At 65.9% G+C, this 23,411-nt stretch carries 22 protein-coding genes and 1 riboswitch; of the genes, 12 read left to right on the plus strand and 10 right to left on the minus strand.

The features are described from left to right. Window positions 1-147 precede the first annotated feature (147 nt). From ACFSX5_RS05480 to ACFSX5_RS05490, 3 genes are all read left to right on the plus strand, one after another. Window positions 148-1,299, plus strand: a complete 1,152-nt coding sequence (locus tag ACFSX5_RS05480; protein ID WP_386832279.1) for a hypothetical protein — start codon at window positions 148-150, stop codon at window positions 1,297-1,299. Between the two features lie 83 nt (window positions 1,300-1,382). Further along, a complete protein-coding gene (locus tag ACFSX5_RS05485; protein WP_386832280.1) occupies window positions 1,383-2,249 on the plus strand; it encodes an alpha/beta fold hydrolase in 867 nt (288 codons plus the stop codon). Between the two features lie 41 nt (window positions 2,250-2,290). Continuing rightward, complete coding sequence (locus tag ACFSX5_RS05490) at window positions 2,291-3,556, plus strand: RNA polymerase sigma factor (protein ID WP_386832281.1); 1,266 nt, start codon at window positions 2,291-2,293, stop codon at window positions 3,554-3,556. On the opposite strand, the gene ACFSX5_RS05495 is transcribed toward ACFSX5_RS05490, so the two are convergent. The 3 genes from ACFSX5_RS05495 to ACFSX5_RS05505 all read right to left on the minus strand — a co-directional run bounded on the left by ACFSX5_RS05495 (window position 3,553) and on the right by ACFSX5_RS05505 (window position 5,248). Continuing rightward, a complete protein-coding gene (locus tag ACFSX5_RS05495; protein ID WP_386832282.1) occupies window positions 3,553-3,918 on the minus strand; it encodes a response regulator in 366 nt (121 codons plus the stop codon). The two genes, ACFSX5_RS05490 and ACFSX5_RS05495, sit on opposite strands and share 4 nt — an antisense overlap. A gap of 92 nt (window positions 3,919-4,010) precedes the next feature. Continuing rightward, complete coding sequence (gene chpT, locus ACFSX5_RS05500; RefSeq protein ID WP_386832283.1) at window positions 4,011-4,700, minus strand: histidine phosphotransferase ChpT; 690 nt, start codon at window positions 4,698-4,700, stop codon at window positions 4,011-4,013. 80 nt (window positions 4,701-4,780) lie between these two features. Then, on the minus strand, window positions 4,781-5,248 hold the full coding sequence (locus ACFSX5_RS05505) for a YHS domain-containing (seleno)protein (protein WP_386832284.1): 468 nt from the start codon (window positions 5,246-5,248) through the stop codon (window positions 4,781-4,783). A 117-nt stretch (window positions 5,249-5,365) separates the two neighbouring features. Between ACFSX5_RS05505 and ACFSX5_RS05510 the strand changes: the two genes are divergently transcribed. Both ACFSX5_RS05510 and ACFSX5_RS05515 read left to right on the plus strand, forming a co-directional pair. Next, on the plus strand, window positions 5,366-5,926 hold the full coding sequence (locus tag ACFSX5_RS05510) for a DUF1134 domain-containing protein (protein WP_386832285.1): 561 nt from the start codon (window positions 5,366-5,368) through the stop codon (window positions 5,924-5,926). A 104-nt stretch (window positions 5,927-6,030) separates the two neighbouring features. Beyond that, a complete protein-coding gene (locus ACFSX5_RS05515) occupies window positions 6,031-7,158 on the plus strand; it encodes a hypothetical protein (protein WP_386832286.1) in 1,128 nt (375 codons plus the stop codon). A gap of 116 nt (window positions 7,159-7,274) precedes the next feature. On the opposite strand, the gene ACFSX5_RS05520 is transcribed toward ACFSX5_RS05515, so the two are convergent. Continuing rightward, complete coding sequence (locus tag ACFSX5_RS05520; RefSeq protein ID WP_386832287.1) at window positions 7,275-7,622, minus strand: DUF6476 family protein; 348 nt, start codon at window positions 7,620-7,622, stop codon at window positions 7,275-7,277. On the opposite strand from ACFSX5_RS05520, the gene ACFSX5_RS05525 reads away from it, so the two are divergent. After that, window positions 7,621-8,646 (plus strand): RluA family pseudouridine synthase, encoded by a 1,026-nt coding sequence (locus ACFSX5_RS05525; RefSeq protein WP_386832288.1) that lies wholly within the window; start codon window positions 7,621-7,623, stop codon window positions 8,644-8,646. The genes ACFSX5_RS05520 and ACFSX5_RS05525 overlap by 2 nt on opposite strands. A 182-nt stretch (window positions 8,647-8,828) precedes the next feature. Then, window positions 8,829-9,701: an RNA polymerase sigma factor RpoH gene (gene rpoH, locus ACFSX5_RS05530; RefSeq protein ID WP_386832289.1), complete on the plus strand. Its 873-nt coding sequence runs from the start codon at window positions 8,829-8,831 to the stop codon at window positions 9,699-9,701. A gap of 63 nt (window positions 9,702-9,764) precedes the next feature. On the opposite strand, the gene ACFSX5_RS05535 is transcribed toward rpoH, so the two are convergent. Beyond that, window positions 9,765-10,394, minus strand: a complete 630-nt coding sequence (locus ACFSX5_RS05535; protein WP_386832290.1) for a thiamine diphosphokinase — start codon at window positions 10,392-10,394, stop codon at window positions 9,765-9,767. 78 nt (window positions 10,395-10,472) lie between these two features. Then, window positions 10,473-10,570: riboswitch (TPP riboswitch) on the plus strand. A 66-nt stretch (window positions 10,571-10,636) separates the two neighbouring features. Here ACFSX5_RS05535 and thiB point away from each other — a divergent pair. From thiB to ACFSX5_RS05550, 3 genes are read left to right on the plus strand one after another with little or no spacing between them, the layout of a single operon-like run. Then, entirely contained in the window at window positions 10,637-11,644 is a 1,008-nt protein-coding gene (thiB, locus tag ACFSX5_RS05540; protein ID WP_386832291.1) for a thiamine ABC transporter substrate binding subunit, read from the plus strand. Between the two features lie 53 nt (window positions 11,645-11,697). Further along, window positions 11,698-13,284 (plus strand): hypothetical protein, encoded by a 1,587-nt coding sequence (locus tag ACFSX5_RS05545; RefSeq protein ID WP_386832292.1) that lies wholly within the window; start codon window positions 11,698-11,700, stop codon window positions 13,282-13,284. Next, on the plus strand, window positions 13,271-13,927 hold the full coding sequence (locus ACFSX5_RS05550) for an ATP-binding cassette domain-containing protein (protein WP_386832293.1): 657 nt from the start codon (window positions 13,271-13,273) through the stop codon (window positions 13,925-13,927). Before ACFSX5_RS05545 ends, ACFSX5_RS05550 begins: the two co-directional genes overlap by 14 nt. Window positions 13,928-13,939: 12 nt before the next feature. Here ACFSX5_RS05550 and ACFSX5_RS05555 read toward each other — a convergent pair whose 3' ends face one another. Continuing rightward, window positions 13,940-15,934 carry a hypothetical protein gene (locus ACFSX5_RS05555; RefSeq protein ID WP_386832294.1) on the minus strand — a complete coding sequence of 665 codons (1,995 nt, stop codon included), beginning with the start codon at window positions 15,932-15,934 and terminating at the stop codon, window positions 13,940-13,942. 45 nt (window positions 15,935-15,979) lie between these two features. Beyond that, entirely contained in the window at window positions 15,980-17,269 is a 1,290-nt protein-coding gene (locus ACFSX5_RS05560) for an adenylosuccinate synthase (protein ID WP_386832295.1), read from the minus strand. A gap of 166 nt (window positions 17,270-17,435) precedes the next feature. Between ACFSX5_RS05560 and ACFSX5_RS05565 the strand changes: the two genes are divergently transcribed. Continuing rightward, entirely contained in the window at window positions 17,436-18,377 is a 942-nt protein-coding gene (locus ACFSX5_RS05565; protein WP_386832296.1) for a DMT family transporter, read from the plus strand. A 76-nt stretch (window positions 18,378-18,453) separates the two neighbouring features. On the opposite strand, the gene serA is transcribed toward ACFSX5_RS05565, so the two are convergent. Further along, complete coding sequence (gene serA, locus ACFSX5_RS05570) at window positions 18,454-20,037, minus strand: phosphoglycerate dehydrogenase (RefSeq protein WP_386832297.1); 1,584 nt, start codon at window positions 20,035-20,037, stop codon at window positions 18,454-18,456. A 151-nt stretch (window positions 20,038-20,188) separates the two neighbouring features. Further along, the gene (locus tag ACFSX5_RS05575; protein WP_386835584.1) at window positions 20,189-21,361 is read right to left on the minus strand and encodes a phosphoserine transaminase; all 1,173 of its coding nucleotides are present in this window, start codon (window positions 21,359-21,361) and stop codon (window positions 20,189-20,191) included. A 231-nt stretch (window positions 21,362-21,592) separates the two neighbouring features. Between ACFSX5_RS05575 and ACFSX5_RS05580 the strand changes: the two genes are divergently transcribed. Continuing rightward, entirely contained in the window at window positions 21,593-22,294 is a 702-nt protein-coding gene (locus ACFSX5_RS05580; RefSeq protein WP_386832298.1) for an NlpC/P60 family protein, read from the plus strand. 3 nt (window positions 22,295-22,297) lie between these two features. Here the strand turns inward: ACFSX5_RS05580 and ACFSX5_RS05585 are convergent, their stop codons facing one another. Then, on the minus strand, window positions 22,298-23,332 hold the full coding sequence (locus ACFSX5_RS05585; protein ID WP_386832299.1) for an ATP-dependent DNA ligase: 1,035 nt from the start codon (window positions 23,330-23,332) through the stop codon (window positions 22,298-22,300). Window positions 23,333-23,411 lie beyond the last annotated feature (79 nt).

The raw sequence follows: 23,411 nt of genomic DNA on the forward strand, positions 1-23,411 counted from the left end.
TGAGGCAACGCTCGCTACTTAACGCTCCCTCTTCAAGCCCCGTGCCAGCGCACGGGGCTTTGTCGTTTGGGCGCGGTCGCCATGGGCTGGCCCGGAACTCCCTTTCCGGGCTAGCGTTCTCGAAGGTGAACGCCTTGGGGGGAAATCATGGCCACCGACCTGTCCAAACGCCTGCGCGAACCGCTGGTCCTCGTCATTCTGGTCATCGCGATTGCCGGCTGGCTGGCGTTTCTCGCCATGTGGATCAATTCCGGCAGCCAGCTCAACAATCAGCAGGAGCAGCTTGCGGCGGTCACCGCCGAGCGCGACCAGGTGGCCGCTCAACTGACCGAGTTGCAGACAGCGGCCGGAGACCTCGAGGCACTGACCACCCAAAGGGCCACGGCGCAACGGGAGTCCACCGCCGCCACGGCAGCCGCCGAAGCGGCACGAGCCGATCTTGCGGCGCGGACGGGTGAACTCGACAGCGTCACAGCCGATCTCGAGGCACGACGCCAGGAACTCGCCGCGCTCGAATCTCAGATCGCTGACACCAACACCCAGGTCTCGACTCTGGCGGATCGGCAGGCGAGCCTGCAGGCCGAGATCGACACCGCCAACCGGCAACTAACCGATGTCGGCGCCCGGCTCGAGGACGCGCGGCGGCAGGAGCAGACCGTTACCGCCAACGTCGCCAAGCTGACCGAGGAGGCGGCGGCCAACACGGCATCACTGGCCGACACCCAGACCAATCTGCAGGCGGCGCGCCAGCAGCTCACCGAAGCGCAGACGCAACTCGCCGATCTCGCCAGCCAGACCGAAACGGCCGGGGCGGATCTCGCCAATCTGCAGCAGCAGGTCAGCGACCTCGAGGGCCGCCGCGAGCAACTGGCCCGCGAAGTTGCAAGCTACGAATCCCAGCGCGCCGACCTGCAACCGCAGGTCGAGACGCTGACACAGACGCTTTCGCAGCGCAGCTCCGAACTGGAGGCGCTCGAACAGCGCATCGGCGAAGCCATTGCCGAAGCGGATGCCACTGCCAGCACCGGCACCTTCCGTGTGTCGGGTGACGGTCAGGCTCGCGGGTTGGCGCTGACCCTCGCTGAAGACGGCAGCTTCACCCTTGAGGATCGGGTGGGGCGTCAGGTGAGCGGCAGTTACACGCTCGAGGACGACCAACTCGTGCTTTCGGATGCGACCGGCCCCACCGGCAGCGCCACCTTCCCAATGACGTGTCCCCTCACCCGCACCGAGACCGGCTTCTCGATCGACGAGGCGGAGGGCTGCGCGTTGTCGGGGCTGGAATTCGGCCGGAACTGATCGCAAGGCAGGGGCTGTCGAATCTCGCGACAGCCATCCGTCGTCTCTCCGACAGCGCATTCACGCACAGAGGAGAGACGACAATGCTTCGCACCGTCATCATTGCGGGCGTTCTTGCCAGCGCCACCACCGCCTTTGCCCAGTCCGAACCCGTGGGTGACTATGCCGAGGTGAACGGCATGCGGATGTACTACGAGGTCTCGGGCGAAGGCGATCCGCTGATCGTGCTTCACGGCGCCTACATGAATATCGACACCATGGGCGGGATCATCCCGAAGCTCGCCGAGACCCACAAGGTCTACGCCCTCGAGTTCCAGGGGCACGGCCGCACCAACGACATCGACCGGCCGATCACCTATCCCAACCTCGCCAGCGACGTTGCTGCCTTCATGGACGAAGTCGGGCTCGAAAGGGCCGATGTGTTCGGCTACTCGATGGGCGCTGCCGCCGGCTTGCGGCTCGCGATCGACTATCCGGAAAAAGTGGACCAACTGGTCGCCGCCTCGGTCGCCTACGACGCCTCCGGTTGGCAGCCGGAATTCACGGCCATGATCCCCACCATGTCACCTGACATGTTCGTCGGCGGACCGATGGAGGAGGAGTGGAAGCGGCTGGCACCCGATCCGGAAGGCTTCCGCGCCTTCGCCGAGCGCCTGATCCAGCTTGAGAAGGAACCGATGGCCTGGGAGGACGAGGTCAAGGCTCTGGACATTCCCGTACTCATCATCGCTGGCGACGCCGACGTCTCGACGCTGGAGCATTCGGTGGCCATGTTCCGGCTGCTGGGTGGCGGGGTGATGGGCGATATGGGCGTGCCCCTGCCCGCCTCGCGCCTGGCCGTCCTGCCGGCAACCTCCCACACCGCCGTCATCAACCAGGTGGACTTGCTGCACCTCATCATCGAGCCGTTCCTTGAGGGCGAGACACCCAAGGGCATGTTCGAGCAGTAGGGTCTTGACGACCCGCGCCCGGCGCAGTGCATCTTGGCTGCATGAGCACTGCCGCCGAGACGCACCGCGCCATCTCCACCGTGTTCAAGCTCGAGCAGGCCCGGCTGATCGCTGGGCTGACGCGGATGGTACGCGATATCTCCCTTGCCGAAGAGTTGGCACAGGAGGCGCTGGTCGTCGCCCTCAAGACCTGGCCGGAGACCGGCGTACCGCGCAATCCCGGCGCCTGGCTGACCCAGGCTGCCAAGCGCAAGGCGATCGACTATTTCCGCCACCGCAAGATGGCCGCCAGCAAACTCGAGGAAGTCGGGCGCATCATCGAGGACGACGCACCGGATACGGAGGCGGAAATCCACGAGGCGCTCGATGATGATGTCGGCGACGATCTGCTGCGGCTGATCTTCACCTCCTGCCACCCGGTCCTGCCGCCGGAATCGCGTGTGGCGCTGACGCTGCGGCTGTTGGGTGGGCTGACCACCGAGGAGATCGCCCGGGCTTTTCTTGCCAATGACACCACGATCGGCCAGCGCATCGTGCGCGCCAAGAAGACCATCGCCGATGCCGGCGTGCCGTTCGAAGTACCGCGCGGGCCGGAGCGCAAGGAGCGCCTCGCTTCGGTGCTGGGGGTCATCTACCTGATCTTCAACGAGGGTTATTCGGCCACCGCCGGCGAGGATCTGATCCGGCCGCAGCTCTGCCAGGAGGCGATGCGTCTGGGGCGCGTGCTGGCAGGGCTGATGCCGGACGAGTCCGAAGTGCATGCCCTAGTGGCGCTGATGGAAATCCAGGCTTCCCGAGCCGCCGCCCGCACCGACAGCCGGGGCGAACCGGTGCTGTTGCTGGACCAGGACCGATCGCGTTGGGACCAGTTGCTGATCCGCCGCGGCCTTGCGGCGCTGGAGCGGGCCGAGACCCTTGGCGGCGCCGACCAGCCTTACGCCCTACAGGCCGCTCTGGCTGCCTGCCATGCCCGCGCGCACCGCCCAGAGGATACGGACTGGCCGCGGATCGCGAGCCTTTATGCGCGACTGGCCGAGGTGATGCCGTCGCCCGTCGTGGAGTTGAACCGGGCCGTGGCGGTGTCGATGGCGGAAGGGCCGGCCGCGGCCCTGGCGATCGTCGACGCTATCCGGGAGGAGCCGGCACTCAGAAATTACCACCTGCTCTACGGCGTGCGTGCTGACCTGCTCAGCAAACTCGATCGCCGCGAGGAGGCAGTTGCGGAATTTCGCAGGGCCGCGGAACTGACGCGCAATGAGCGCGAGCGGGCGCATCTCTTGGCACGGGCCGAGGAGATGCGGGTCTAGGCGGCCTGGGCCAGTTCGAACTTCGACTCCAGGATCTGCCGGTCAAAAGGCTTCATCATGTAGTCGCTGGCCCCGGCCTTGAGTGCCATGGCGATGGCGCCAATGTCGTTCTCGATGGTGCAGTAGACAACATGCGGCTTCTCGCCGCCGACAAAGGCGCGGAGCAGCTTGAGGAATTCAAGCCCCGTCATGATGGGCATGCTGGCATCGAGCAGGATGGCGTCCGGCATCTCCTGCCGGCACTTGTCGAAGGCCTCCTGCCCGTCCTCGGCCTCCTCCACGATGTAATCGAGGTCCTCAAGAATGCGGCGCGCGACTTTGCGCACCACGCTCGAGTCGTCGACGATCAGGCAGGACTTCATCTCGGGGACGGGCTCCGCAGAGGCTAACGCTCGCCCCCAAGATGACAGCAACCTGCTACGGAATGGTTAGCAGGTTGCTGACGTTTTCCGCGCTACTCGGCAGCCTCGACCTCGGCGGCAGCCGGCTTCGGCGTGGCGCGGAAGAAGAACTGGTCGTTTTCGAGCCCGATCTCGATCTCCATGTCGGTCATGCGGGCGAGCAGGCCGGTATAAAACGGCTGGATGCCCCGGGCGTCGACCGCGCCCTCTTCGGGAATGCCCGAGAGCAGGCCCGCGGCACCGGAAGGGACCAGGGTCTTCTGGCGCTTTTCCGGATCGGAGCGGGAGGTGAACTCGAACTTCTCCTGCCCTGCCTCGCCGGTGATGCTGGCGGTGACCACGCCGCCGCGCGGCACGGAGCCGGCCGCAATCAGCAGCATGTTCATGAACAGCTTGGCCTTGTGCTTGGGCAGCAGGATCAGGGGCGCGTTCCACTCGAGATCGGCCTTTTCGATCTCGAACAGGAGGCGCGCTACCCGCTCGCATTCACGGGTGTCGATGTCGGTGCCGGTAGTCGAGGACGCGCCATAGGCGAGACGGGCGAACTCGAGCTTGGCGCGGCTCTGTTTGGCGGCGCTCGCGATCAGGTCGCGCGCCCCTTCGGCCATTTCGGACTGCGACGGGTCGGTCAGCACTTCCAGGCCGTTGCCGATGGCACCAATGGGATTGATCAGGTCGTGGCAGACGCGGCTGCACAGCATGGCGGCGAGGTCGGTAGCCTTGAGCTCGATGATGTCGGCCATCGGCAGCATCTCCAGAATCAGTTCGATCAGACGTTAGAAACACGCTTAGCCGATTTGGACAGCAATTTCCTGCCCGGGTCTCAGTTGATCGACAGGTTGCGCGACAGTTCCGGCCAAAGGCTCTCGGCCCGCGCCGCAGCCGCGTCAGGCGCCATCAGGAAGGCCTCGCGGTTGGCCGCCGAGAAGAACAGGTAGAGCCGCTGCTTGAACACGGTGAAGAAGCGCGGGTCACTGTCGGCCACGAAACCCCTGGCGACTCCCATACCGTCATGACCCCCGAACTGGGGAGCGTAGACCTCCGGCGCGCGCGCGAAAACATCGCGGTTGGCGGCCGAGGAGAAATACCACGGCACATTCTGCCAGGTGAAGGCGTACTCGGCCCGGCCGGGCACCAGCGCATTTTCGGTGAAGTAGGCGACGGGATCGGCACCGCCAAGGGCAATGCCGGTCAGCGGATCGGTGACGATGAGCGTCACCACCGACTGCGCCCGGACCGGTGAGATTGCGGCAGAAACCGCGCCCAGAAGCGGCAAAAGCAAGGCGATCATGGTTAAGATTTGTTTAGACGTTTGCGTCATCATCGTCTCGAATGATCGGCACCGCGCCATTCTGGCTGACAGACCCTTAGGCTTTGTAACCGGCGGGCGATCACCGGGAGATCCACAATGCTCAACCGTTTCGCCCTTGTTCTCGCCCTCCTGTTCGGTCTGGCCGCGCCCGCCATGGCCCAAGGCTCGCTCAGCGACAGCTATTCCGGCGAGGAACTGGTCGAAAGCGGCCGCGAGTTCTTCGGCTCGGCGGCGCAGGGCCTTGCCTCGGTGGTGGAGCGGGCGGTGTCCCAGTTCGGCTTGCCCAACGGCTACATTCTGGGCGAAGACGCCGGCGGCGCCCTGTTTGCCGGCGCCCGCTATGGGGAAGGCACACTATTCACCCGCAATGCCGGCCAGTATTCGGTTTACTGGCAGGGGCCTTCCATCGGCTTCGACATCGGCGGCGACGGCTCCAAGGTCATGGTCCTGGTCTACAACCTCAACCAGATCCAGGACGTGCTCGGGCGCTTTGCCGGCGTCGACGGCTCGGCCTATGTGCTGGGCGGGTTCGGCATGACGGTGATCAAGCGCGCCAATGTGGTCATGGTGCCGATCCGCTCCGGCGTCGGCGCCCGGCTCGGCCTCAATGTCGGCTACCTGAAGTTCACCGCCGAGCCCACCTGGAACCCCTTCTGAGGCCCGGGCGTCTAGCCCGCGGCCGGCGCAAACGCTGGCGCCGGGCGCTGCAGTCTGGCAGATAGGGACCAAGGCGCGGCGAAGCGCCGTCCGGAGATCGGCGGATGCTCATCGAGAACATCATGTATTTCGCGCTTGGCTTCTTCGCCGCCGGGCTGCTGGCACTGGTGGTGCTACCGGCGGTGTGGAAGCGCGCTGTGCGGCTGACCCGCCGCCGCATCGAGGCTGCCACCCCGATCACGCTCGCCGAGTTCCGCGCCGACAAGGATCAATTGCGCGCCGAGTTCGCGCTGACCATCCGCAAGCTCGAGCAGACCATCGAGACCCAGCGCGCGCGCCTTGCCGAGCAGTTGGCCGAGGTCAACCAGGCGCGGGCCGATACCGGCGCCATGAAGCTCGAGCGCGAGCGCTTTGCCGCAGAGCTGGCGGAGCGCGACGTCCGTGAGGATGCGCTGCGGACCGAACTGGCCGACACCGAACGTCAGCTTGCCGACCTCGCGCAGCAATTGCGCATGCGCGAGCGCGACCTTGAAGCGCGGGCGGCGGAACTGGCCGAACTGCGCGAGACCATCCGCGGCGATGCTCCGGCGAGCCTCGATGTGGACGGCGAAACGCTGACCGGAGACTATGACGATGATGTCGAGCGGCTGACCACCGCCCTCGCCATCGAACGCAAGCGCAGTTCGTTCCTTGAGGAACAGGCCCGCGACCTCGTGGCCCGCCTGGAAAGCTCGGACCGGCGCAGCGCCGAGGCCACCGCCGCCATCGCCCAGATGCGCGGTGCATTGGCCAGCCGCGACGAACGCAAGGCCGCCGCCGAGTTGGAGGCTGCAGAAGCGCGCATTGCCAGTGCCGAAACGCGGCTCAACGAAATCCTCGGAGAGGAGCAGGCCCCCACCGCCGACGCCGCCCCCCTGCTCGCCGAAACGCTTGGGCAAGCCGATGCGCTGGCGGCGCTGCGCGAGATGGTGGTGGGCGTCGAGAGCAGCATTCTGTCGGGCCCGCCGTCGGACAAGGCCGAACTTCGCGATCGCCTCAGCGAGATCGCCAGGCGGGTGAGCCGGGTCGTCTATGCCGCGGACTCCGACACGACGGCGCCGGAGCCGGAAGAAAGTCTGTTCGATCGCGTCCAGCGGTTCGCCGATGAGGACCTCGATCACGTCGAGGCCGAGGAACCGCAGCGCCGCGTCTCGGAACGGATGACGGCGCTGCAGGAGATCCTCGGCCGGTAAGCCACCCGCATGCGTGTGTAGACCTCGTCCCGCCCTGAGCTTGGCTAAGGGCGAGAGGCGGGCACCGTGCCACCGACCTCGTGGTTCAAAGGCTCACCATGAGGTCTGAGAGGGCCTTACTCCGCGCCGATAACCACGCGGCGGAGTTCTTCACCAGTGACATGGTCGAACAGCACCAGCACCGTCTCACCCCCGGCGCGGTAGGTGACGTTCACCGCGCCATCGGCAAGTACAGCCGAAACGACTTCCGCACCGGCGGGCAACACGACCGACTCCGCCACCACCGTCGGCGGTGCATCGCGCATCACCCGATAGACAAGTGCGAAGCCAATCGCCATAAAGCCCAGCAGCAGGACGCCGATGGCCACGGCAAACGAGCGGCGGGCCCTGCGCATCAGCGCCATCGCCTCGGGCGAGAGCGCTTCGACTTCCGGCCCGGTGCCGGTCTTTTCAGGATCATGCATGGCGGAAGACACCGAATTCGAGTTCGAGGGCGAGCCCGTAACCATTACGGTCGACGAAGCCCTGGCGGGGGGCCGGCTTGATGCGGTGCTGGCGGGCGAGCACACGCTGCTGAGCCGTAACCGGATCAAGGATCTGATCCTGAACGGCGCCGTCACCATCGACGGCCGTCCGGTCAGCGAACCCAAATACCGGCTGAAGGCGGGGGAGACAATCGTGCTTCTGGCTCCGCCGCCGGAGGATGCCGAACCCGAGCCGGAAGATATCCCGCTCGATATCCTGCACGAGGACGACCAACTCATCGTCGTCAACAAGCCGGTGGGCATGGTGGTGCATCCGGCACCAGGCTCACCCAATGGGACGCTGGTCAACGCGCTGCTGTTCCATTGCGGGGACTCCCTAAAGGGCATCGGCGGCGTCAAGCGTCCCGGAATCGTGCATCGGCTCGACCGCGACACCTCCGGCGTCATGGTGGTGGCCAAGACCGAACAGGCGCATCGGCATCTTGCCGAGCAGTTCGCCGATCACGGTCGCACCGGGCCACTCCACCGCGCCTACACCGCCTTTGCCTGGGGTATGACCGAGTCCGCGCGCGGCACCGTCGATGCCCCGCTCGGCCGCGACGGCAACAATCGCCTGAAGCAGGCAGTGCGCAAGGATGGCCGCGAGGCCATCACCCACTACATGGTTGAGGCGCGCTATGGCGGCGAGGGCTGGGACATCACCCGGCTGGTCTGCCAGCTCGAGACCGGCCGCACGCACCAGATCCGCGTTCACATGGCGCATATCGGCCACCCTTTGGTCGCGGACAGCGTTTATGCTTCCGGATACGCCACCAAGGTGAACAAGCTGCCGGAGGACGTCGGCGGACGGGTGCGCGCACTCGGCCGTCAGGCGCTGCACGCAGCCGAACTGGGCTTCGAGCACCCCAAGACCGGCGAGGAAATGTTCTTCGAAGCGCCGTTGCCGGAGGATCTCGCGGCACTGGAGGAGTCGCTGGAGCGGTACGACCGCGCCTTTGCCTGAGCCGCCCTAAAGTTTGAAGGCATGGCGGAACCAAACTCGCACGGTCCGCATTATCCCTCCCCTTACAATCGCCTCATTGCGTCCTATATATAACCATCGTCAATTGCCGATGGGCCATTCCGGCCATCGGCAACAGACGGCATCTGCCCGCGTTGCGGGGGAACATGAAAGGGGGTGCGTCCATGGCCCAGCAGTCCAATCTTCCGGTTCTCTCTTCTGAAGGTGGCCTCAGCCGCTATCTGCAGGAAATCCGCAAGTTCCCGATGCTGGAAGCGGACGAGGAGTACATGCTCGCCAAACGCTATCAGGAGCATGACGACCCCAGCGCCGCCCACAAGCTCATCACCAGCCATCTCCGGTTGGTGGCCAAGATCGCCATGGGCTACCGCGGCTATGGCCTGCCGATCTCCGAAGTGATTTCGGAGGGCAATGTTGGCCTGATGCATGCGGTGAAGCGGTTCGAGCCCGAAAAGGGCTTCCGTCTGGCCACTTATGCGATGTGGTGGATCCGCGCCGCGATCCAGGAATACGTCCTGCGCTCGTGGAGCCTGGTCAAGATAGGCACCACCGCCGCGCAGAAGCGCCTGTTCTTCAACCTGCGCAAGGTGAAGGGGCAGATCGCTGCGCTCGAGGAAGGGAGCCTGCATCCCGACCAGGTGAAGCAGATCGCGACCACGCTCAACGTGACCGAACAGGACGTGGTGCAGATGAACGCCCGCTTGAGCGGCGATGCTTCGCTCAACTCGCCGATGCGCGCCGACGAAGGTTCCTCGGAGTGGCAGGACTGGCTCGTCGACGATACGCCGAGCCAGGAAACCACGCTGGGCGAGTCGCAGGAGTTCAGCGAACGCATGGGACTGCTGAGTGAAGCCATGGATGTGCTGAACGAGCGTGAACGCGCCATCTTCCAGGCCCGTCGCCTGCAGGACAATCCGTCGACCCTTGAGGAGCTGGCACAGCAATACGACGTCAGCCGCGAACGCATCCGTCAGATCGAGGTTCGAGCCTTCGAAAAGGTGCAGGATGCGGTGAAAAAGGCAGCCGCGGCCAACTAACGCTACCATCCGCGCGATCTGGCTGCCCGGCTCCGAGCCGGGCAGCTTTGTTTTGGGCAGAGCTCAAGCGGCGGCTACCAGGTCCCACAGCCGCTCTCGCGCGAGGATCAGCAGCCACGGCACGGTCTCGGCGGGGATGATCTCCACCGGCCCGCCAAGCCCCTCATTGGAAGTACCGAGCAGCCCGCCCGGGCGCAGGTGCAAGCCGTCGAGCGGGTAGAGCAAGCCGGTCGATCCGCTGAAGCCGATCGGCTCCAGCGGGTGGATGGAGACACGTTCGCGGGAGGCCGCTTCGAAGCGGATCGGCCCTACCACGGCCAGCGCCACATCCACCTCATCGACCAGCAGCAAGCGGCGGCGCGGTGCATATTCCAGCACGGCGCTGAGCGCGGCGAGCGTGTGGTCGAGGCGCTTGCCCGTCATGCCGAGCGCCAGGGTCACCGGAGCGGCAGTGGAGTAGAGCGCTTTCTGGAAGTCCGTGGTGATCTGCTCGGGGATGTGGCGCACCACCGTGCGCTGCTCCCATGCCGCGCGATGGGCGAGGGAATCGAGGTCTCCCACCACCGCCGCCGGCATGAGCCCCGCCGCTGCGATGGTATCGGCACCGCCATCGGCGCCGACCAGGGCGACACCTCTGCCGGCGAGTTCCTGCAGCATGTCGGCGTCAACGGCGCCGCCGCCAACGATGGCCAAAGGGCCGTCAAACCGCAGGATTGGGGCGGTCGCCCCCGATCGGACTTGCACTGTCACGGAACGCTCATTAAACGTGGGCTCGTCTCGCTGGGGTGTTCCGGATCTGCCGGAGCTGAGAGTTACCCATTGAACCTGAACCAGGTCATGCTGGCGGAGGAAGTTCGAGATGGCAAGGGCGCCTCGGAGCGCTCCAACCATTGACGCATCCCTCAACGCATGACCGCAACACGAAGGGATGAGCCATGCTCAACGCCACCCGCCTCGCTGCTGCGGTCCTTCTCGGACTGGGCGCCACGCCGATCGCTGCCGAGGAGGTGCCGATCCTCACCATCTACACCTATGACGGCTTTGCCGCCGAATGGGGACCGGGCCCAGGGCTGAAGGCCGGCTTCGAGGCGATCTGCGGCGGCTGCATCGTCGAGTTCGTCGCGGCGGATTCCTCCATCGGCACGCTGCGCCGCGTGCAGCTCGAAGGCGAGACGACCGAGGCCGACATGATCGTCGGGCTCGATACCGCCATTGCCGGCGAAGCCCGCGCAACGGGGCTCTTTGCCGACCACGGCCTCGAACTCGAGGGGCTGACCGTGCCCCGCGGCTGGAGCGACCCGACCTTCGTGCCGGTAGACTATGCCCACTTCGCCTTCGTCTACGACACCGACACCGTGACCACCCCGCCGAAGTCGTTCGAGGAGCTGATCGCGCTGCCGGAGGACTTCAAGATCGTCATCCAGGATCCGCGCTCGGCAACGCCGGGGCTCGGCCTGGTGCTGTGGGTCAAAGCCGCCTATGGCGATCGCGCCGCCGAGATCTGGGAAGGGCTGAAGCCGCACATTCTCACCGTCACCCGCGACTGGAGCGAGAGCTACAACCTGTTCCTCGCCGGTGAAGCCGACATGGCGCTGTCCTACACCACTTCGCCGGCCTACCACATCGTCGCCGAAGACGACGACACCATTCACGCCGCGCTGTTCGAGGAAGGACACTTCCCCCAGACCGAGGTGGCCGGCATTCTGGCCTCTTCGGACAAGCAGGAGTTGGCGAGCGAGTTCCTGGCTTACCTCGCCTCGCGCCAGGGCCAAGCGATCATTCCGACCACCAACTGGATGTTCCCGGTGGTCGACCTCGGTGACGAACTCGATCCGGCCTTCGCAGGCCTGCCGCAACCGGAGAAGACGCTGAGCTTCACCGACGAGGAGATCGAGGCCAATTCCGATGCTTGGATCGACGAGATGCTGACCGCGATCCAGTGATGCTCCAGCCTCGCTCCCGGTTCCGGGGGCGAGGCCACTCAATCCGGACCAATATGCCCACCCTGCCCCGCCGCCCGCTCCGAATTGCCGCCGCCGCCATGCTCGCCGTGGCGATCGCCGGCCTCATCGTTGCGGTATTCTGGTCGATCCTTGACGCCGCTTCGGGCGCGAGCCAGTCGCGCATCGACATCCCGCATCTGTTGCGGATGACGTCTCTGCAGGCCGCCCTGACCATGCTTCTGTCGCTGGCGGTGGGCATGGCACTGGCCTGGAGCCTCAATCGTCTCCGCTTCCGCGGGCGCGAACTGGTGGTCGGGCTGTTTGCGGCGGCCATCGTTACGCCGGGGATGGTCATGGCCTTCGGGCTGCTGGCCATCTGGGGCCGCAATGGCTGGATCAACCGGGCCAGCGAGGCGCTGTTCGGCACCCCGATCGGCAATCCGGCGTTCGGACTGTCGGGGATCCTCTTGGCTCATGTGGTGCTCAATGGAGCCTTCGCCGCCCGCATTCTGCTGGCGCGGCTCGATGCCATTCCTGCGGCGCGTCTCAAGACCGGGCAATCGCTGGGGCTCGGGGCCTGGCAGCGCTTTCGCATCGTCGACTGGCCGGCCATGCGCGGCACCCTGCCGGGTTTGGGCGCAATCATCTTCCTGCTGGCCTTCACCAGCTTTCCGATCGTGCTGATGCTGGGCGGTGGGCCAGCCAACCAGACGCTGGAAGTAGCGATCTATTCCGCGGTGCGGCAGAATTTCGACCTCGGCGGGGCGGTCGCCCTGGCGCTCACCCAGATCGCCGTATGCGCCGTCGTGATCCTGACTGCGTCCATGCTCGCGCCGGTACCGACCGCGCTTGGGCGCTCCATCGCGCCCCGCTGGCGTGACGGCACCGGGGCGCGCCTGATGCAATGGCTGGTGCTGCTGGTGGCGGTGACTGCGTTCGTGTTGCCGCTGCTGTCTGTGCTCAGCGACGGTCTGACCGCAGGGATCGTGGAGCTGCTGGCCCGGCCGGTCTTCTGGTGGTCGGCGCTCAGCAGTCTTGTCATCGCCTCGGCGTCGGCCTTGCTCACGCTCGTGCTGGCGCTGGGGCTGGCACTCGGCAGGGCCGCTACAGCACAGCCGCTGGCGCGCACGCTGCTCGGCATGCCACCCTATGCCTATCTCGCCGTGCCGGCAGTGGTGCTCGCTCTGGGTTTCTTCCTGCTGGTCCGCAATGCCGGCATCGCGCCGGCACAGGCCGCCCCGGTAGTAGTGATCGTCGGCAACAGCCTGTTGGCCCTGCCTTTTGCGATCGCCACGCTCGGTCCGCCGCTCGAAGCGATCGCGCGCACCCGGGGCAAGCTCATTCGGTCACTGGGCCTCGGCGGCACCCGCCAGTTCCTTGCCATCGAATACCCGCTGCTCGGGCGGGACATCGGCATCATGCTGGCGCTGGCCTTCTGCTTCTCGCTGGGCGATCTCGGCGTCATCGCCCTGTTCGGCACGGAGAACTTCCAAACCCTGCCGCTGATGATGTTCCGCAGTCTCGGCGCCTACCGGACCAACGACGCGGCCGCCATCGCCGCCATTCTTCTGATCGGCACCATCGTGGCCTTCACTGGCCTGCCGCGCCTCGTCGAAAGGATCGCCAATGCTCGCCGCTGAAGCGCTGACCTTTGCCCATCCCGGGCAGACGGCGCCTTACCGCTTCTCGTTCACGGCTGCGCCCGGTGAGGTCACCGCGATCTCTGGACCCAGCGGCTCCGGCAAGTCGACTTTGCTCGATCTGATCGCCGGTTTCCTCAAGCCCTCAACCGGACGCCTGCTGCTCGACGGGACCGACCTGCTCCCGCTCGAACCGGAACACCGGCCCGTGTCGCTGCTGCTGCAATCCGACAACCTGTTTGATCACCTGAGCGCGGGCCGGAACGTTGCGCTGGGACTGCCACACGGTACTGCCCGATCCGACGCAGAGCGCCAGGTCCGGGCTGCCCTGGAAGAAGTGGGCCTGACTGGTCTCGCCGCCCAACCGGCTGCCACGCTGTCCGGCGGCCAGAAGCAGCGCGTGGCGCTGGCCCGGACATTGTTGCGCGCACGTGAGGTGTTGCTGCTCGACGAGCCATTTTCCGCGCTGGACGATGAGACCCGGCGCTCAACCCGCGCGCTGGTCGGCACACTGACCGAGCGCCATGGCTGGCACACGGTTCTGGTAAGCCATCATGCCGACGATGTGGCCGCGCTGGCTGCCCGCCACTACCGGATAGAGGCGGGAGAACTGGCCGAGGAGCAGGTTGTCTCCTCCCCCTGAGGGGAGAAGAGACTACTCAGCCCAGGTGGTAAAGACCTCGCCAAAAAGCGCCTGCGCCTCTTCATCCTTTTCCAGGGTGATGATGGCGTTGCGGCCCGTACCATAGACGATCGCCAGGTCAAGCCAGCGCCGGTTTTCCAACAGTTCCGTGTTGGTGGCGAGGTCGTTCTCCGCTGCACTGAGCGCGAACAGGAACGAGTTGCCGACAACACGCGCGGAGGCACCGACCAGCGGAGTGCCGGTCACCAGTTCCTCGTCCTTGAGCAGGACCCCTGCGACGCTGGCGATGCTGCCGCCCACGAAACTGTCACTGACCTGGAAGTCCACTTCCATCAGGTGACTGGCCGGAAGCGCCGGATCGGAATTCTTGCGGATCGTGACATCCACGGACAGGTTTCGTGCCGGGATGCTGGCAGTCCCTTCCAGGGTCGGCAGGCCGAGTTCGTCCTCGCCGCGCGACCACTCCACCGAGCCCGAGAACGGCACGGCGCCGGAGCGCCCATCGGCGCTGGCTTCGAGCAGCAGCGACTGGCTGCCCGCAAGGACAGCCGGATCCACGGAAGCGGCAATGTCGTCGGTGCCGGGGAGCGCCTCTTCGGCGGCAGGAAGCCGTTCCTCGGACTTGATCTCGCCATTGGCGCCGATGTCCGGCAGCACGGTCTCGTTGCCCTCCGGCACCACCGGCTCGGGCGTCGGCTCCAGCCGATCATCGATCTCGAGACCACCAATCTCGCCCGCTGGATCGGGCGTCGCAATGGGTGTGGTATTTCCGGGGCCGGTGGTTTCTTCGGTGGGCTGAACCGGGGCGTCCAGTGTTGGTGGCGGCAGGGTGGGGGTCGTGGTTTCCGCCGTCTCGGTCACCTGCGGCTGACCCTGACCAAACATCTGTTCAAGATCGACATAGCCTTCGCGCCAGGCCCAGTAGCCAGCACCGCCAACACCGGCCAGCAGCACGGCGAACACCACCAGGAAAATTGTGAGGCCGGCACCAGAACGGCTCGGTGCGTCACCGGTATCGAAAGCGGTCTCGGCGTCGTCCTTGCCGGGCGGCACCATGGCAAAGCCATCGCCCGCGGCTTCGGGCGGGGCCTCGGCAGTCTCGCCGCGCGCCTCGCGATCCAGCGTCTGGATGGCGCGCTGAATGACGCCTTCGGCCTCGCTCGCCTCGTCGGGAGGCGTTTCGACCTCCACTTCGCGCACGGCCGACAAGGCTGCCTCGACGGGTGCCGCTTCGGCCATGGCTAGCGGCGAGCCTGCCTGGCGCGCGACGGCATGCTGAACGGCTGGCTCGACGCGGGGACCAAACCGCACCGGTTCGCTCGCGGGACGGTTGGGAGCGACCGGCGTCGCGTCGCGCCTCGTGTCGCCGCCGGAGGGGCGGACAGGCTCGAAGGGACGCACATTGGATCCGCCGGGCTCGTTCCGCGGAGTGATCGCCGGAGCCGGTGTTTCCCTCGGCTTCGGCACGACCGGAGTCACCTCGGCGCCCGACGTCTCGGCAGCCTTGGCGATGATCTCCTCGATCGAGAGCTTTTCATTACCCGAGTCGGGATTTTCCTCAGGCTGCTGCTCCGGCTCGGCAACGGGGAGTTCCGGTTCTACAGGCTCGTCCGCCTTCGCTGCCGCAACCGGCTCCGGTGCTGGAGGCTCCGGCTCGGGCGCGGCAGGAGCGGGCGCCGGAGCTTCCGGCTCCGGCTTCGCAGGCTGTGCCGGCGTGGTGCTCCAGCCGGACCGCACGGCGGGAGCCACTGTGGGGCTGGTGCCAAAAGCAGCATCGCGGCCGAGCTGGATGACCGCTTCGCTGGCCTCTTGCTCGACCTGCCGGATACAATCCTCGAGCTGCAGCCGATGCTGGGTGATCTCGCGGGCCGGCAATGGCGGCTGGATCGCCCGGAGCTGACCGACCAGAGCTGAGCGCGCCTTCTCGTAGACCGCGCGGCGCGCAGACCCGTTATTTTCCGGTAAGGCCGCGATGGCCCGGCGCAACAGCTCTTTGTAATCCGCCATCGGTTACTTGGTACTCAGGTTTCGGTGGTGTTGTAACAAAAATTCTCAGTCTTGGAACGGGTCAACCACCAGGATGGTGTCGGCCCTTTCCGGGCTCGTCGACAACAGCGCCACCGGAGCGCCGATCAGTTCCTCGATATGACGGACATACTTGACGGCCTGCGCCGGCAGTTCGGCCCAGCTTCGGGCCCCGGCCGTCGTCTCCGACCACCCTTCCAGGGTCTCGTAGATCGGCTTAACCCGTGCCTGTGCCCCCATTGAGGCAGGCAAATAATCAATGCGTGAACCATCGAGCTCGTAGCCGACGCAGATCTTGATCTCCTTGAGCCCGTCGAGCACGTCGAGCTTGGTGAGCGCGATGCCGGTGATCCCCGACGTCTTCACCGTCTGGCGAACCAGGACGGCATCGAACCAGCCGCAGCGCCGCGGCCGACCGGTGTTCACGCCGACCTCGCGCCCAACCGTCGCCAGGTGCCGCCCGATCTCGTCGTCGAGCTCGCACGGGAACGGGCCCTCGCCCACGCGGGTGGTATAGGCCTTGGTGATGCCGAGGACATAGCCTATGGCGGTCGGTCCGAGCCCGGAACCAGCGGCAGCCTGCCCTGCCACGGTGTTGGAAGAGGTCACGAACGGATAGGTGCCGTGATCGTTGTCGAGCAGCGCGCCTTGCGCCCCTTCGAACAGAATGCGGGCGCCTTGCCGGCGCTTGTCGTCGAGCACGCGCCAGACCTGGTCCATGAACGGCAGGATCTGGTCGGCAATGGCGGTGAGTTCGTCATGGATCGCCTGAGCCTGGATCTCGGCCAGGCCCATGCCGCGGCGCAAGGCGTTATGATGTGTCAAGAGGCGCTCGATCTTGCTCATCAGCGTTTCGGGCTCGCTGAGATCGACAAGACGGATGGCGCGGCGGCCGACCTTGTCCTCATAGGCCGGACCGATGCCGCGGCGAGTGGTGCCGATCTTGAGGCCGGAGTTGGCGTCCTCGCGGATCGCGTCGAGTTCGCGATGCAGCGACAGGATCAGCGGCGCGTTGTCGGCGATGCGCAGCACTTCGGGAGTGATGGTCACGCCCTGCCCGCGCAGCTTCTCCATTTCCGCGACGAAATGGTGCGGGTCGACGACAACGCCATTGCCGATGACGCTGAGCTTGCCCTGCACCAGACCGGACGGCAGCAGCGCCAGCTTGTAGCTGACGCCATCGATCACCAGCGTGTGGCCGGCATTGTGGCCGCCATGGTAGCGCACCACGACGTCGGCGCGCTCCGAGAGCCAGTCCACGATCTTGCCCTTGCCCTCGTCGCCCCACTGCGAGCCGACGACAACCACATTCGCCATTACCTAGTCCTTCTCAACCGTTCGGCGTGACGCGACCAGCCCGACGCCCACGGCCCCGAACTGCCACTGATTCTTGGACGTCCGTCCTCCCGGTCGCCTTTGGTTGACGTTTGATCGCGACCGAATAACTGCTAAGTCCGCTTGTCCTTACATCACCAAGGCGACGATGACAAAGCCGCTGGAAGTCGGAAATCGCGGCATTTACGCCCGTCTGCTCGATCAACCCTATCTGTTGCTGGTGCTGGCCCCGCTGTTCTGGGGCGGCAATGTCGTGGCGGCGAAGCTCGTGGTCGGCGAGATCGACCCATTTCTGCTGCTGGCCAGCCGCTGCGTACTGGCGACCGTGGTCATCGTGCCCTTCGCCTGGCGCTTTCTCGGGGCCGACTGGCCGGTCATCCGGCGGACCTGGCCGCTGCTGATGGCTTATGGCGCCATCGGCTACGCCCTGTTCAACGTGTTCCTCTATGTCGGACTGCAGACCACCACGGGGGTCAACTCGGCCATCGAACAGGCCTCGCTGCCCATGCTGATTCTGGCCGCCAACTTCATCGTTTTCCGCGTGAGGCCGCGTTTGCTGCAGATCGTCGGCGTGCTGCTGGCGATCTTCGGTGTGATCCTGACCGCAACCCACGGGGACGCGACCCGTATCCTAACCCTCGACGTGAACATCGGCGACGGCTTCGTCATCCTCGCCTGCCTCGCCTATACCAGCTACACGCTGGCCCTCCGCTTCCGCCCCAGGATGCACATCATGAGCTTCATGGCGGTCTCGTTCTCGGGAGCGGCGATCACCGGCGTGATCATGCTGGCGCTGTTCGGCGGCGGTCTCGGCAAAACGGCGACGCTCGCCACCGCCTCGCCCACGGTGTGGGCGGTGATCGCCTATGTGGCGATCTTCCCCTCGATGTTCAGCCAGGTCGCCTATGCCCGTGGGGTGGAACTGGTCGGCGCCAACCGCGCTGCGCCCAGCCACAACCTCATCCCCGTCTTCGGTACGCTCGGATCGGTGCTGATCCTGGGCGAGCGGCTCGAACTCTACCACTTCGTCGCCGCCCTGATCATCATCGGCGGCATCGTTCTGGCAGAGTGGGCGGCTCGGCGGGCCTAGACGGTGGCGGGAATAGAGACTTCGTAGACCTCACCATGAGGTCTGCGGGAGGGCAGTGCCTCCCGCAGAAGGGGTGCTAGAAGCGCAGCGCCTTCGCCTGCTTCACGCCTTCAAGCGCGGCGATCTCGGCCAGTTGCGGCTCGGTCAGCGTACCGTCGATGGACACCAGCGCGATCGCATCGCCACCGACCTCGGCTCGGCCGAGATTGAAGTTCGCGATGTTGATGCCGAGCGTGCCCAGCAGGGTGCCGAGACGGCCGATATGGCCCGGCTTGTCCTCGTTGGTGACGTAGAGCATGGAGGGGGAGAGTTCCGCTTCCATGTTGATGTCCTTGACCTGGATGATGCGCGGCTTGCCGTTGGCGAACAGCGTGCCGGCAATGCCGCGCGTCTGCCGCTCGGTGGTCACGGTCAGGCGGATATAGCCCTCATAGGCACCCTGCTGGTCGCGGGTGGTGGTTTCCACCGTGATGCCGCGGTCCTTGGCGATCTGCGGCGCCGAGACCATGTTGATGTCGCCCAGCGACGGCTTCAGCACGCCATTGATGGCAGCGGCGACCATCGGGCGGATGTTGAGCCCGGCGGGGGTACCCTCGAACTCGATCTTGACGCCCGTGATGGCCGTCTCGGTGAGCTGGCCGGCAAAGGAGCCGAGCGCTTCGGCGAGCTTCACCCACGGCGTGATCAGCGGCGCTTCTTCCGCCGAGATCGAGGGGAAGTTGAGCGCATTGGTGATCTCGCCGGTCATCAGGTAGGCCGAGATCTGCTCGGCGACCTGCAGCGCCACGTTCTCCTGCGCTTCGGTGGTCGAGGCACCCAGATGCGGCGTGCAGATGACGTTGGGCAGTTCGAACAACGGATTGTTGGTGGCCGGCTCCTCGAGGAACACGTCGAGCGCGGCACCGGCGACGTGGCCGGACTTCAGCGCGTCATAAAGCGCGGCTTCGTCGATCAGCCCGCCACGGGCGCAATTGATGATGCGCACGCCCTTCTTGGTCTTCGCCAAGGCTTCCGCATTGATGATGTTGCGAGTGGCATCGATCAGCGGTGTGTGGAGGGTGATGAAGTCGGCGCGGGCGAGAAGTTCGTTCAGTTCGACCTTCTCGACGCCGAGCGTCTGCGCCCGTTCCGGGGTGAGGAACGGATCGAAGGCGATGACCTTCATCTTGAGCCCGATGGCCCGGTCGGCGACGATCGAGCCGATATTGCCGGCGCCGATGAGGCCAAGGGTCTTGTTGGTGACTTCGACACCCATGAAGCGGTTCTTTTCCCACTTCGAAGCGCGGGTGGAGGCATCGGCCTCCGGCAACTGGCGGGCCAGCGCCATCATCATGGCGATGGCGTGCTCGGCGGTGGTGATGGAGTTGCCGAAGGGCGTGTTCATCACGATGATGCCCTTCTTGGTGGCAGCGGGAATGTCGACATTGTCGACGCCGATGCCGGCGCGGCCGATCACCTTGAGGTTGGTGGCCGCCGAGATGATCTTCTCGGTCACCTTGGTGGCCGAGCGGATGGCAAGGCCGTCGTACTGGCCGATGACCTCGAACAGCTTGTCCTTGTCCTTGCCGAGATCGGGCAGGTAGTCGACCTCGACGCCGTTGTCCTTGAAGATCTGGACGGCGGTGGGGCTGAGCTTGTCGGAAACGAGAACCTTGGGCATGGGTGAATCCCTGGAGTGATGTGTTGCAGGAGCCCCCACCTGACCTCCCCCTGAAGAAGGGGAGGGACAGCTCCGAGCGTGTGGCGAAATCGTGCCAGGAACTCGATCAGCGCCTCCCCTTCAGGGGGAGGTTGGGTGGGGGTGGTCGGTCTTAAGCGGCAGGCTTGAGCGCGGTGAGCTCTTCGGCGAAGGCCCAGTCGAGCCACGGCGTCAGCGCCTCGAGGTCGGAAGCTTCCACGGTCGAGCCGGCCCAGATGCGCAGCCCCGAGGGGGCATCCTTGTAGGCGCCGATGTCGTAAGCGACGCCGGCCTTGTCGAGCCGCGACACGATGGCCTTGGCGAAGGCGGCCTGAGCCGCGTCATCCAGCGCGGTGATCGCCGGATCGACGATCGACAGGCACACCGAGGTATTGGAGCGGTTGGCCGGGCTCTTGGCCAGGAACTCGACCCACGGCGTCCGTTCCACCCAGTGGGCCAGCACCTTGAAGTTGGCGTCGGCGCGGGCCTGCATGGCCTTGAGCCCGCCGATCGACTTGCCCCATTCCATGGCGTCGATGGCGTCCTCGATGCACAGCATCGAGGGCGTGTTGATGGTGGCGGCCTGGAACACTTCCTCGAGCAGCTTGCCACCCTTGGTGAGGCGGAAGATCTTGGGCAGCGGGCGATCGGGCTTGTAGGTCTCGAGCCGCTCGACGGCACGGGGGCTGAGGATCAGCACGCCGTGTGCAGCCTCGCCGCCCAGCGCCTTCTGCCAGGAGAAGGTGACCACATCGAGCTTGGCGAAGTCGAGGTTCTGGGCGAAAGCGGCCGAGGTGGCGTCGCAGATGGTCAGCCCCTTGCGGTCGGCAGGGATCCAGTCGCCATTGGCGACGCGCACGCCCGAGGTGGTGCCGTTCCAGGTGAAGACCACGTCGCGGTCAAAATCCACCTGGCTGAGGTCCGGCAACTCGCCATAGGGGGCATCGAGCACACGCACATCGTCGAGCTTGAGCTGCTTCTGCACGTCGGTCACCCAGCCGGCGCCGAACGATTCCCAAGCCAGCATGTCGACGCCGCGCGCGCCAAGAGCGCTCCACAGGAACATCTCCACCGCGCCCGTATCGGATGCCGGCACGATACCGATGCGGTAGTCGGCCGGAACCTCGAGCAGTTCACGGGTGAGATCGATCGCGCGCTGGATGCGTGCCTTGCCGGGCTTGGACCGGTGCGAGCGGCCGACCAGCGCATTGGCCAGCGCCTCAACCGTCCAGCCTGGACGCTTGGCACACGGACCCGACGAAAAATTAGGGTTAGCCGGTTTCACCGCCGGCGCGGTTACGGGCATTTCAGCCATCATCAACGGCCCTCCCAGGCCTATGCGTCTCCCGTTAGGGGGAGATGTCCTGAGGCCGCAGATACGCCTGCCGGCCGGTGCCGTCAACGGGATTCATGAACGACGCAGCGCACGCTTGCTCCCAACAAGGCGGCTCCACCTAAGTATTGCGCCGAATACCGCCGCCGAAAGCTGGGCAGTTTACTTCCCCGACGCAGATCATCTGCGCCAGGGGGTGAGGAAATGAACACTGCGCAGATTCAGACGGCCCTGAAGACGAAGGGTTATGATCCCGGCGAGATCGATGGCATCCGCGGCCGCCGCACCATCGCCGCTATCAAGGCCTTCCAGGCCGCGAACGGCCTCTTGGTCGATGGCATCGTCGGGCCGGAAACCCTTGCGAAGTTGTTTCCCGCGGGTGCGCCGGCCGCCAAGAGCCCGGTGATTCCGGTGGCGCATGGCTGGATGGGCGAAGCTGTGCGGCTGATCGGGGTCACCGAGGACATCTCGGACGCCGACAATCCGCTGATCATTGGCTGGGCCCGCGATCTCGACATCGACTACAACGATGATGGCATACCCTGGTGCGGGCTATTCGTTGCCCACTGCATCGGCTCGCAACTGACCGAAGAGCCGCTGCCGAACTACCCTCTCTCTGCGCGCGCCTGGCGCAGCTTCGGCACGGAATGCTCGCCGCAACTGAGCGCGGTGATGGTCTTCTGGCGTGGCAGCCCATCCGGCGCGCTCGGCCATGTCGGCTTCTATGTCGGCGAGGACCGGGACGCTTACCACATCCTCGGCGGCAACCAGAGCAATGCCGTAACGGTGACACGCCTGGCCAAAGGCCGCTTGCTGGAGAGCCGGTGGCCGGCAACGGCGCTTGAGCCCGAGGGTATCATCCGCAAGCTGCGTCCTGACGGTCGCTTCTCGGAGAACGAGCAATAGCGGCTAGCCGGCACGCCCGACGATCTCGCCGATCACTGCGTCCGGGTCCGCCGGCTGCGCCATCTGCTCGAAGGTGCATTGGCGTGGTGCCTTATCCGGACGCCAGCGGTGCAGGCGCGTTCCGTGCCGGAAGCGGCGACCGGTGACCTGATCGTAGAGTACTTCCACCACCAGTTCCGGCGCCAACGGCACCCATTCGGCCGAGCGCTCCGTCGACCAGCGGCTCGGCCCGCCCGGTGCATCGCCGGTGAAGCCGCTGCCGCCGCGGAGCGCTTCCAGACGCCGTGTCAGTTCCGGCTTATCGGCATTGGCGATGCCGGAGGTGAAGCCGACATGGTGCAGCAGCCCATCGTCGTCATAGAGGCCGAGCAGCAATGATCCGACCTCGTTGCCCCCCGTACCGTAGCGGAAACCGCCCACGACGCAGTCGGCCGAACGGATCCGCTTCACCTTGATCATCGCCTGTTCGCCGGAGCGGTACGGCTCATCCAGTCGCTTGGCGATAACGCCATCGAGCTCGGTGGTCGTCTGCTCGAGCCAGCCCTGTGCCTCCGCCGCATCATGGGCGTAGGGCGACAGCCTCAGGCCGGGCTGCTCCCCTAGGGTCGACAGGAGCGCCTCCAGCCGGCGGCGCCGCTCCCGCAGCGGCAGGGAACGCAAATCCGAACCGCCCTCCTCCAGCAGATCGAACACCACGAGCAGGGCTGGTGTGGCCTCCGCCAGTTTGCGCACCCGGCTCTCGGCCGGATGCAGCCGCGCCTGCAGGGCATCGAACGAGGCAGCGCCATGGACCGGCACGACCAGTTCCCCGTCCAGTACCGTACCATCCGGTATCAGTTCCGACAGCATCGCAAGCACTTCGGGGAAGTAGCGGCCAAGCGTCTTGCCGGATTTGGACCAGAGCGCCACCTCCCCGCCGCGGCGAACCGCAACGGCACGAAAGCCGTCCCATTTGGGCTCGAACTGCCAGCCCTCTCCGGAGGGCAGGCGCTCCGCCAGTTTGGCTTCCATCGGGGCAATGAAACTGAGATCCGGCATGGCGCTCCTCAGGCGAGGTAACGCCGCGCCAGACACCCCGTTGCCAAAAACGAAACCGGCGCCCGCTGGGCGCCGGTTG

Source organism: Devosia albogilva, from assembly GCF_042685625.1.
GTDB lineage: Bacteria > Pseudomonadota > Alphaproteobacteria > Rhizobiales > Devosiaceae > Devosia > Devosia albogilva.

Bases quoted from the DNA above. Each gene is read 5' to 3' on its own strand.
- ACFSX5_RS05515 (WP_386832286.1), top strand. From the start codon at position 6,031: ATGCTCATCGAGAACATCATGTATTTCGCGCTTGGCTTCTTCGCCGCC.
- thiB (WP_386832291.1), top strand. From the start codon at position 10,637: ATGCTCAACGCCACCCGCCTCGCTGCTGCGGTCCTTCTCGGACTGGGC.
- ACFSX5_RS05505 (WP_386832284.1), bottom strand. From the start codon at position 5,248: ATGATCGCCTTGCTTTTGCCGCTTCTGGGCGCGGTTTCTGCCGCAATC.
- ACFSX5_RS05560 (WP_386832295.1), bottom strand. From the start codon at position 17,269: ATGGCGAATGTGGTTGTCGTCGGCTCGCAGTGGGGCGACGAGGGCAAG.
- rpoH (WP_386832289.1), top strand. From the start codon at position 8,829: ATGGCCCAGCAGTCCAATCTTCCGGTTCTCTCTTCTGAAGGTGGCCTC.
- ACFSX5_RS05555 (WP_386832294.1), bottom strand. From the start codon at position 15,934: ATGGCGGATTACAAAGAGCTGTTGCGCCGGGCCATCGCGGCCTTACCG.
- ACFSX5_RS05575 (WP_386835584.1), bottom strand. From the start codon at position 21,361: ATGCCCGTAACCGCGCCGGCGGTGAAACCGGCTAACCCTAATTTTTCG.
- ACFSX5_RS05525 (WP_386832288.1), top strand. From the start codon at position 7,621: ATGGCGGAAGACACCGAATTCGAGTTCGAGGGCGAGCCCGTAACCATT.
- ACFSX5_RS05565 (WP_386832296.1), top strand. From the start codon at position 17,436: ATGACAAAGCCGCTGGAAGTCGGAAATCGCGGCATTTACGCCCGTCTG.
- ACFSX5_RS05490 (WP_386832281.1), top strand. From the start codon at position 2,291: ATGAGCACTGCCGCCGAGACGCACCGCGCCATCTCCACCGTGTTCAAG.
- ACFSX5_RS05485 (WP_386832280.1), top strand. From the start codon at position 1,383: ATGCTTCGCACCGTCATCATTGCGGGCGTTCTTGCCAGCGCCACCACC.
- ACFSX5_RS05510 (WP_386832285.1), top strand. From the start codon at position 5,366: ATGCTCAACCGTTTCGCCCTTGTTCTCGCCCTCCTGTTCGGTCTGGCC.
- ACFSX5_RS05495 (WP_386832282.1), bottom strand. From the start codon at position 3,918: ATGAAGTCCTGCCTGATCGTCGACGACTCGAGCGTGGTGCGCAAAGTC.
- ACFSX5_RS05550 (WP_386832293.1), top strand. From the start codon at position 13,271: ATGCTCGCCGCTGAAGCGCTGACCTTTGCCCATCCCGGGCAGACGGCG.
- chpT (WP_386832283.1), bottom strand. From the start codon at position 4,700: ATGGCCGACATCATCGAGCTCAAGGCTACCGACCTCGCCGCCATGCTG.
- ACFSX5_RS05545 (WP_386832292.1), top strand. From the start codon at position 11,698: ATGCCCACCCTGCCCCGCCGCCCGCTCCGAATTGCCGCCGCCGCCATG.
- ACFSX5_RS05520 (WP_386832287.1), bottom strand. From the start codon at position 7,622: ATGCATGATCCTGAAAAGACCGGCACCGGGCCGGAAGTCGAAGCGCTC.
- ACFSX5_RS05585 (WP_386832299.1), bottom strand. From the start codon at position 23,332: ATGCCGGATCTCAGTTTCATTGCCCCGATGGAAGCCAAACTGGCGGAG.
- serA (WP_386832297.1), bottom strand. From the start codon at position 20,037: ATGCCCAAGGTTCTCGTTTCCGACAAGCTCAGCCCCACCGCCGTCCAG.
- ACFSX5_RS05580 (WP_386832298.1), top strand. From the start codon at position 21,593: ATGAACACTGCGCAGATTCAGACGGCCCTGAAGACGAAGGGTTATGAT.
- ACFSX5_RS05480 (WP_386832279.1), top strand. From the start codon at position 148: ATGGCCACCGACCTGTCCAAACGCCTGCGCGAACCGCTGGTCCTCGTC.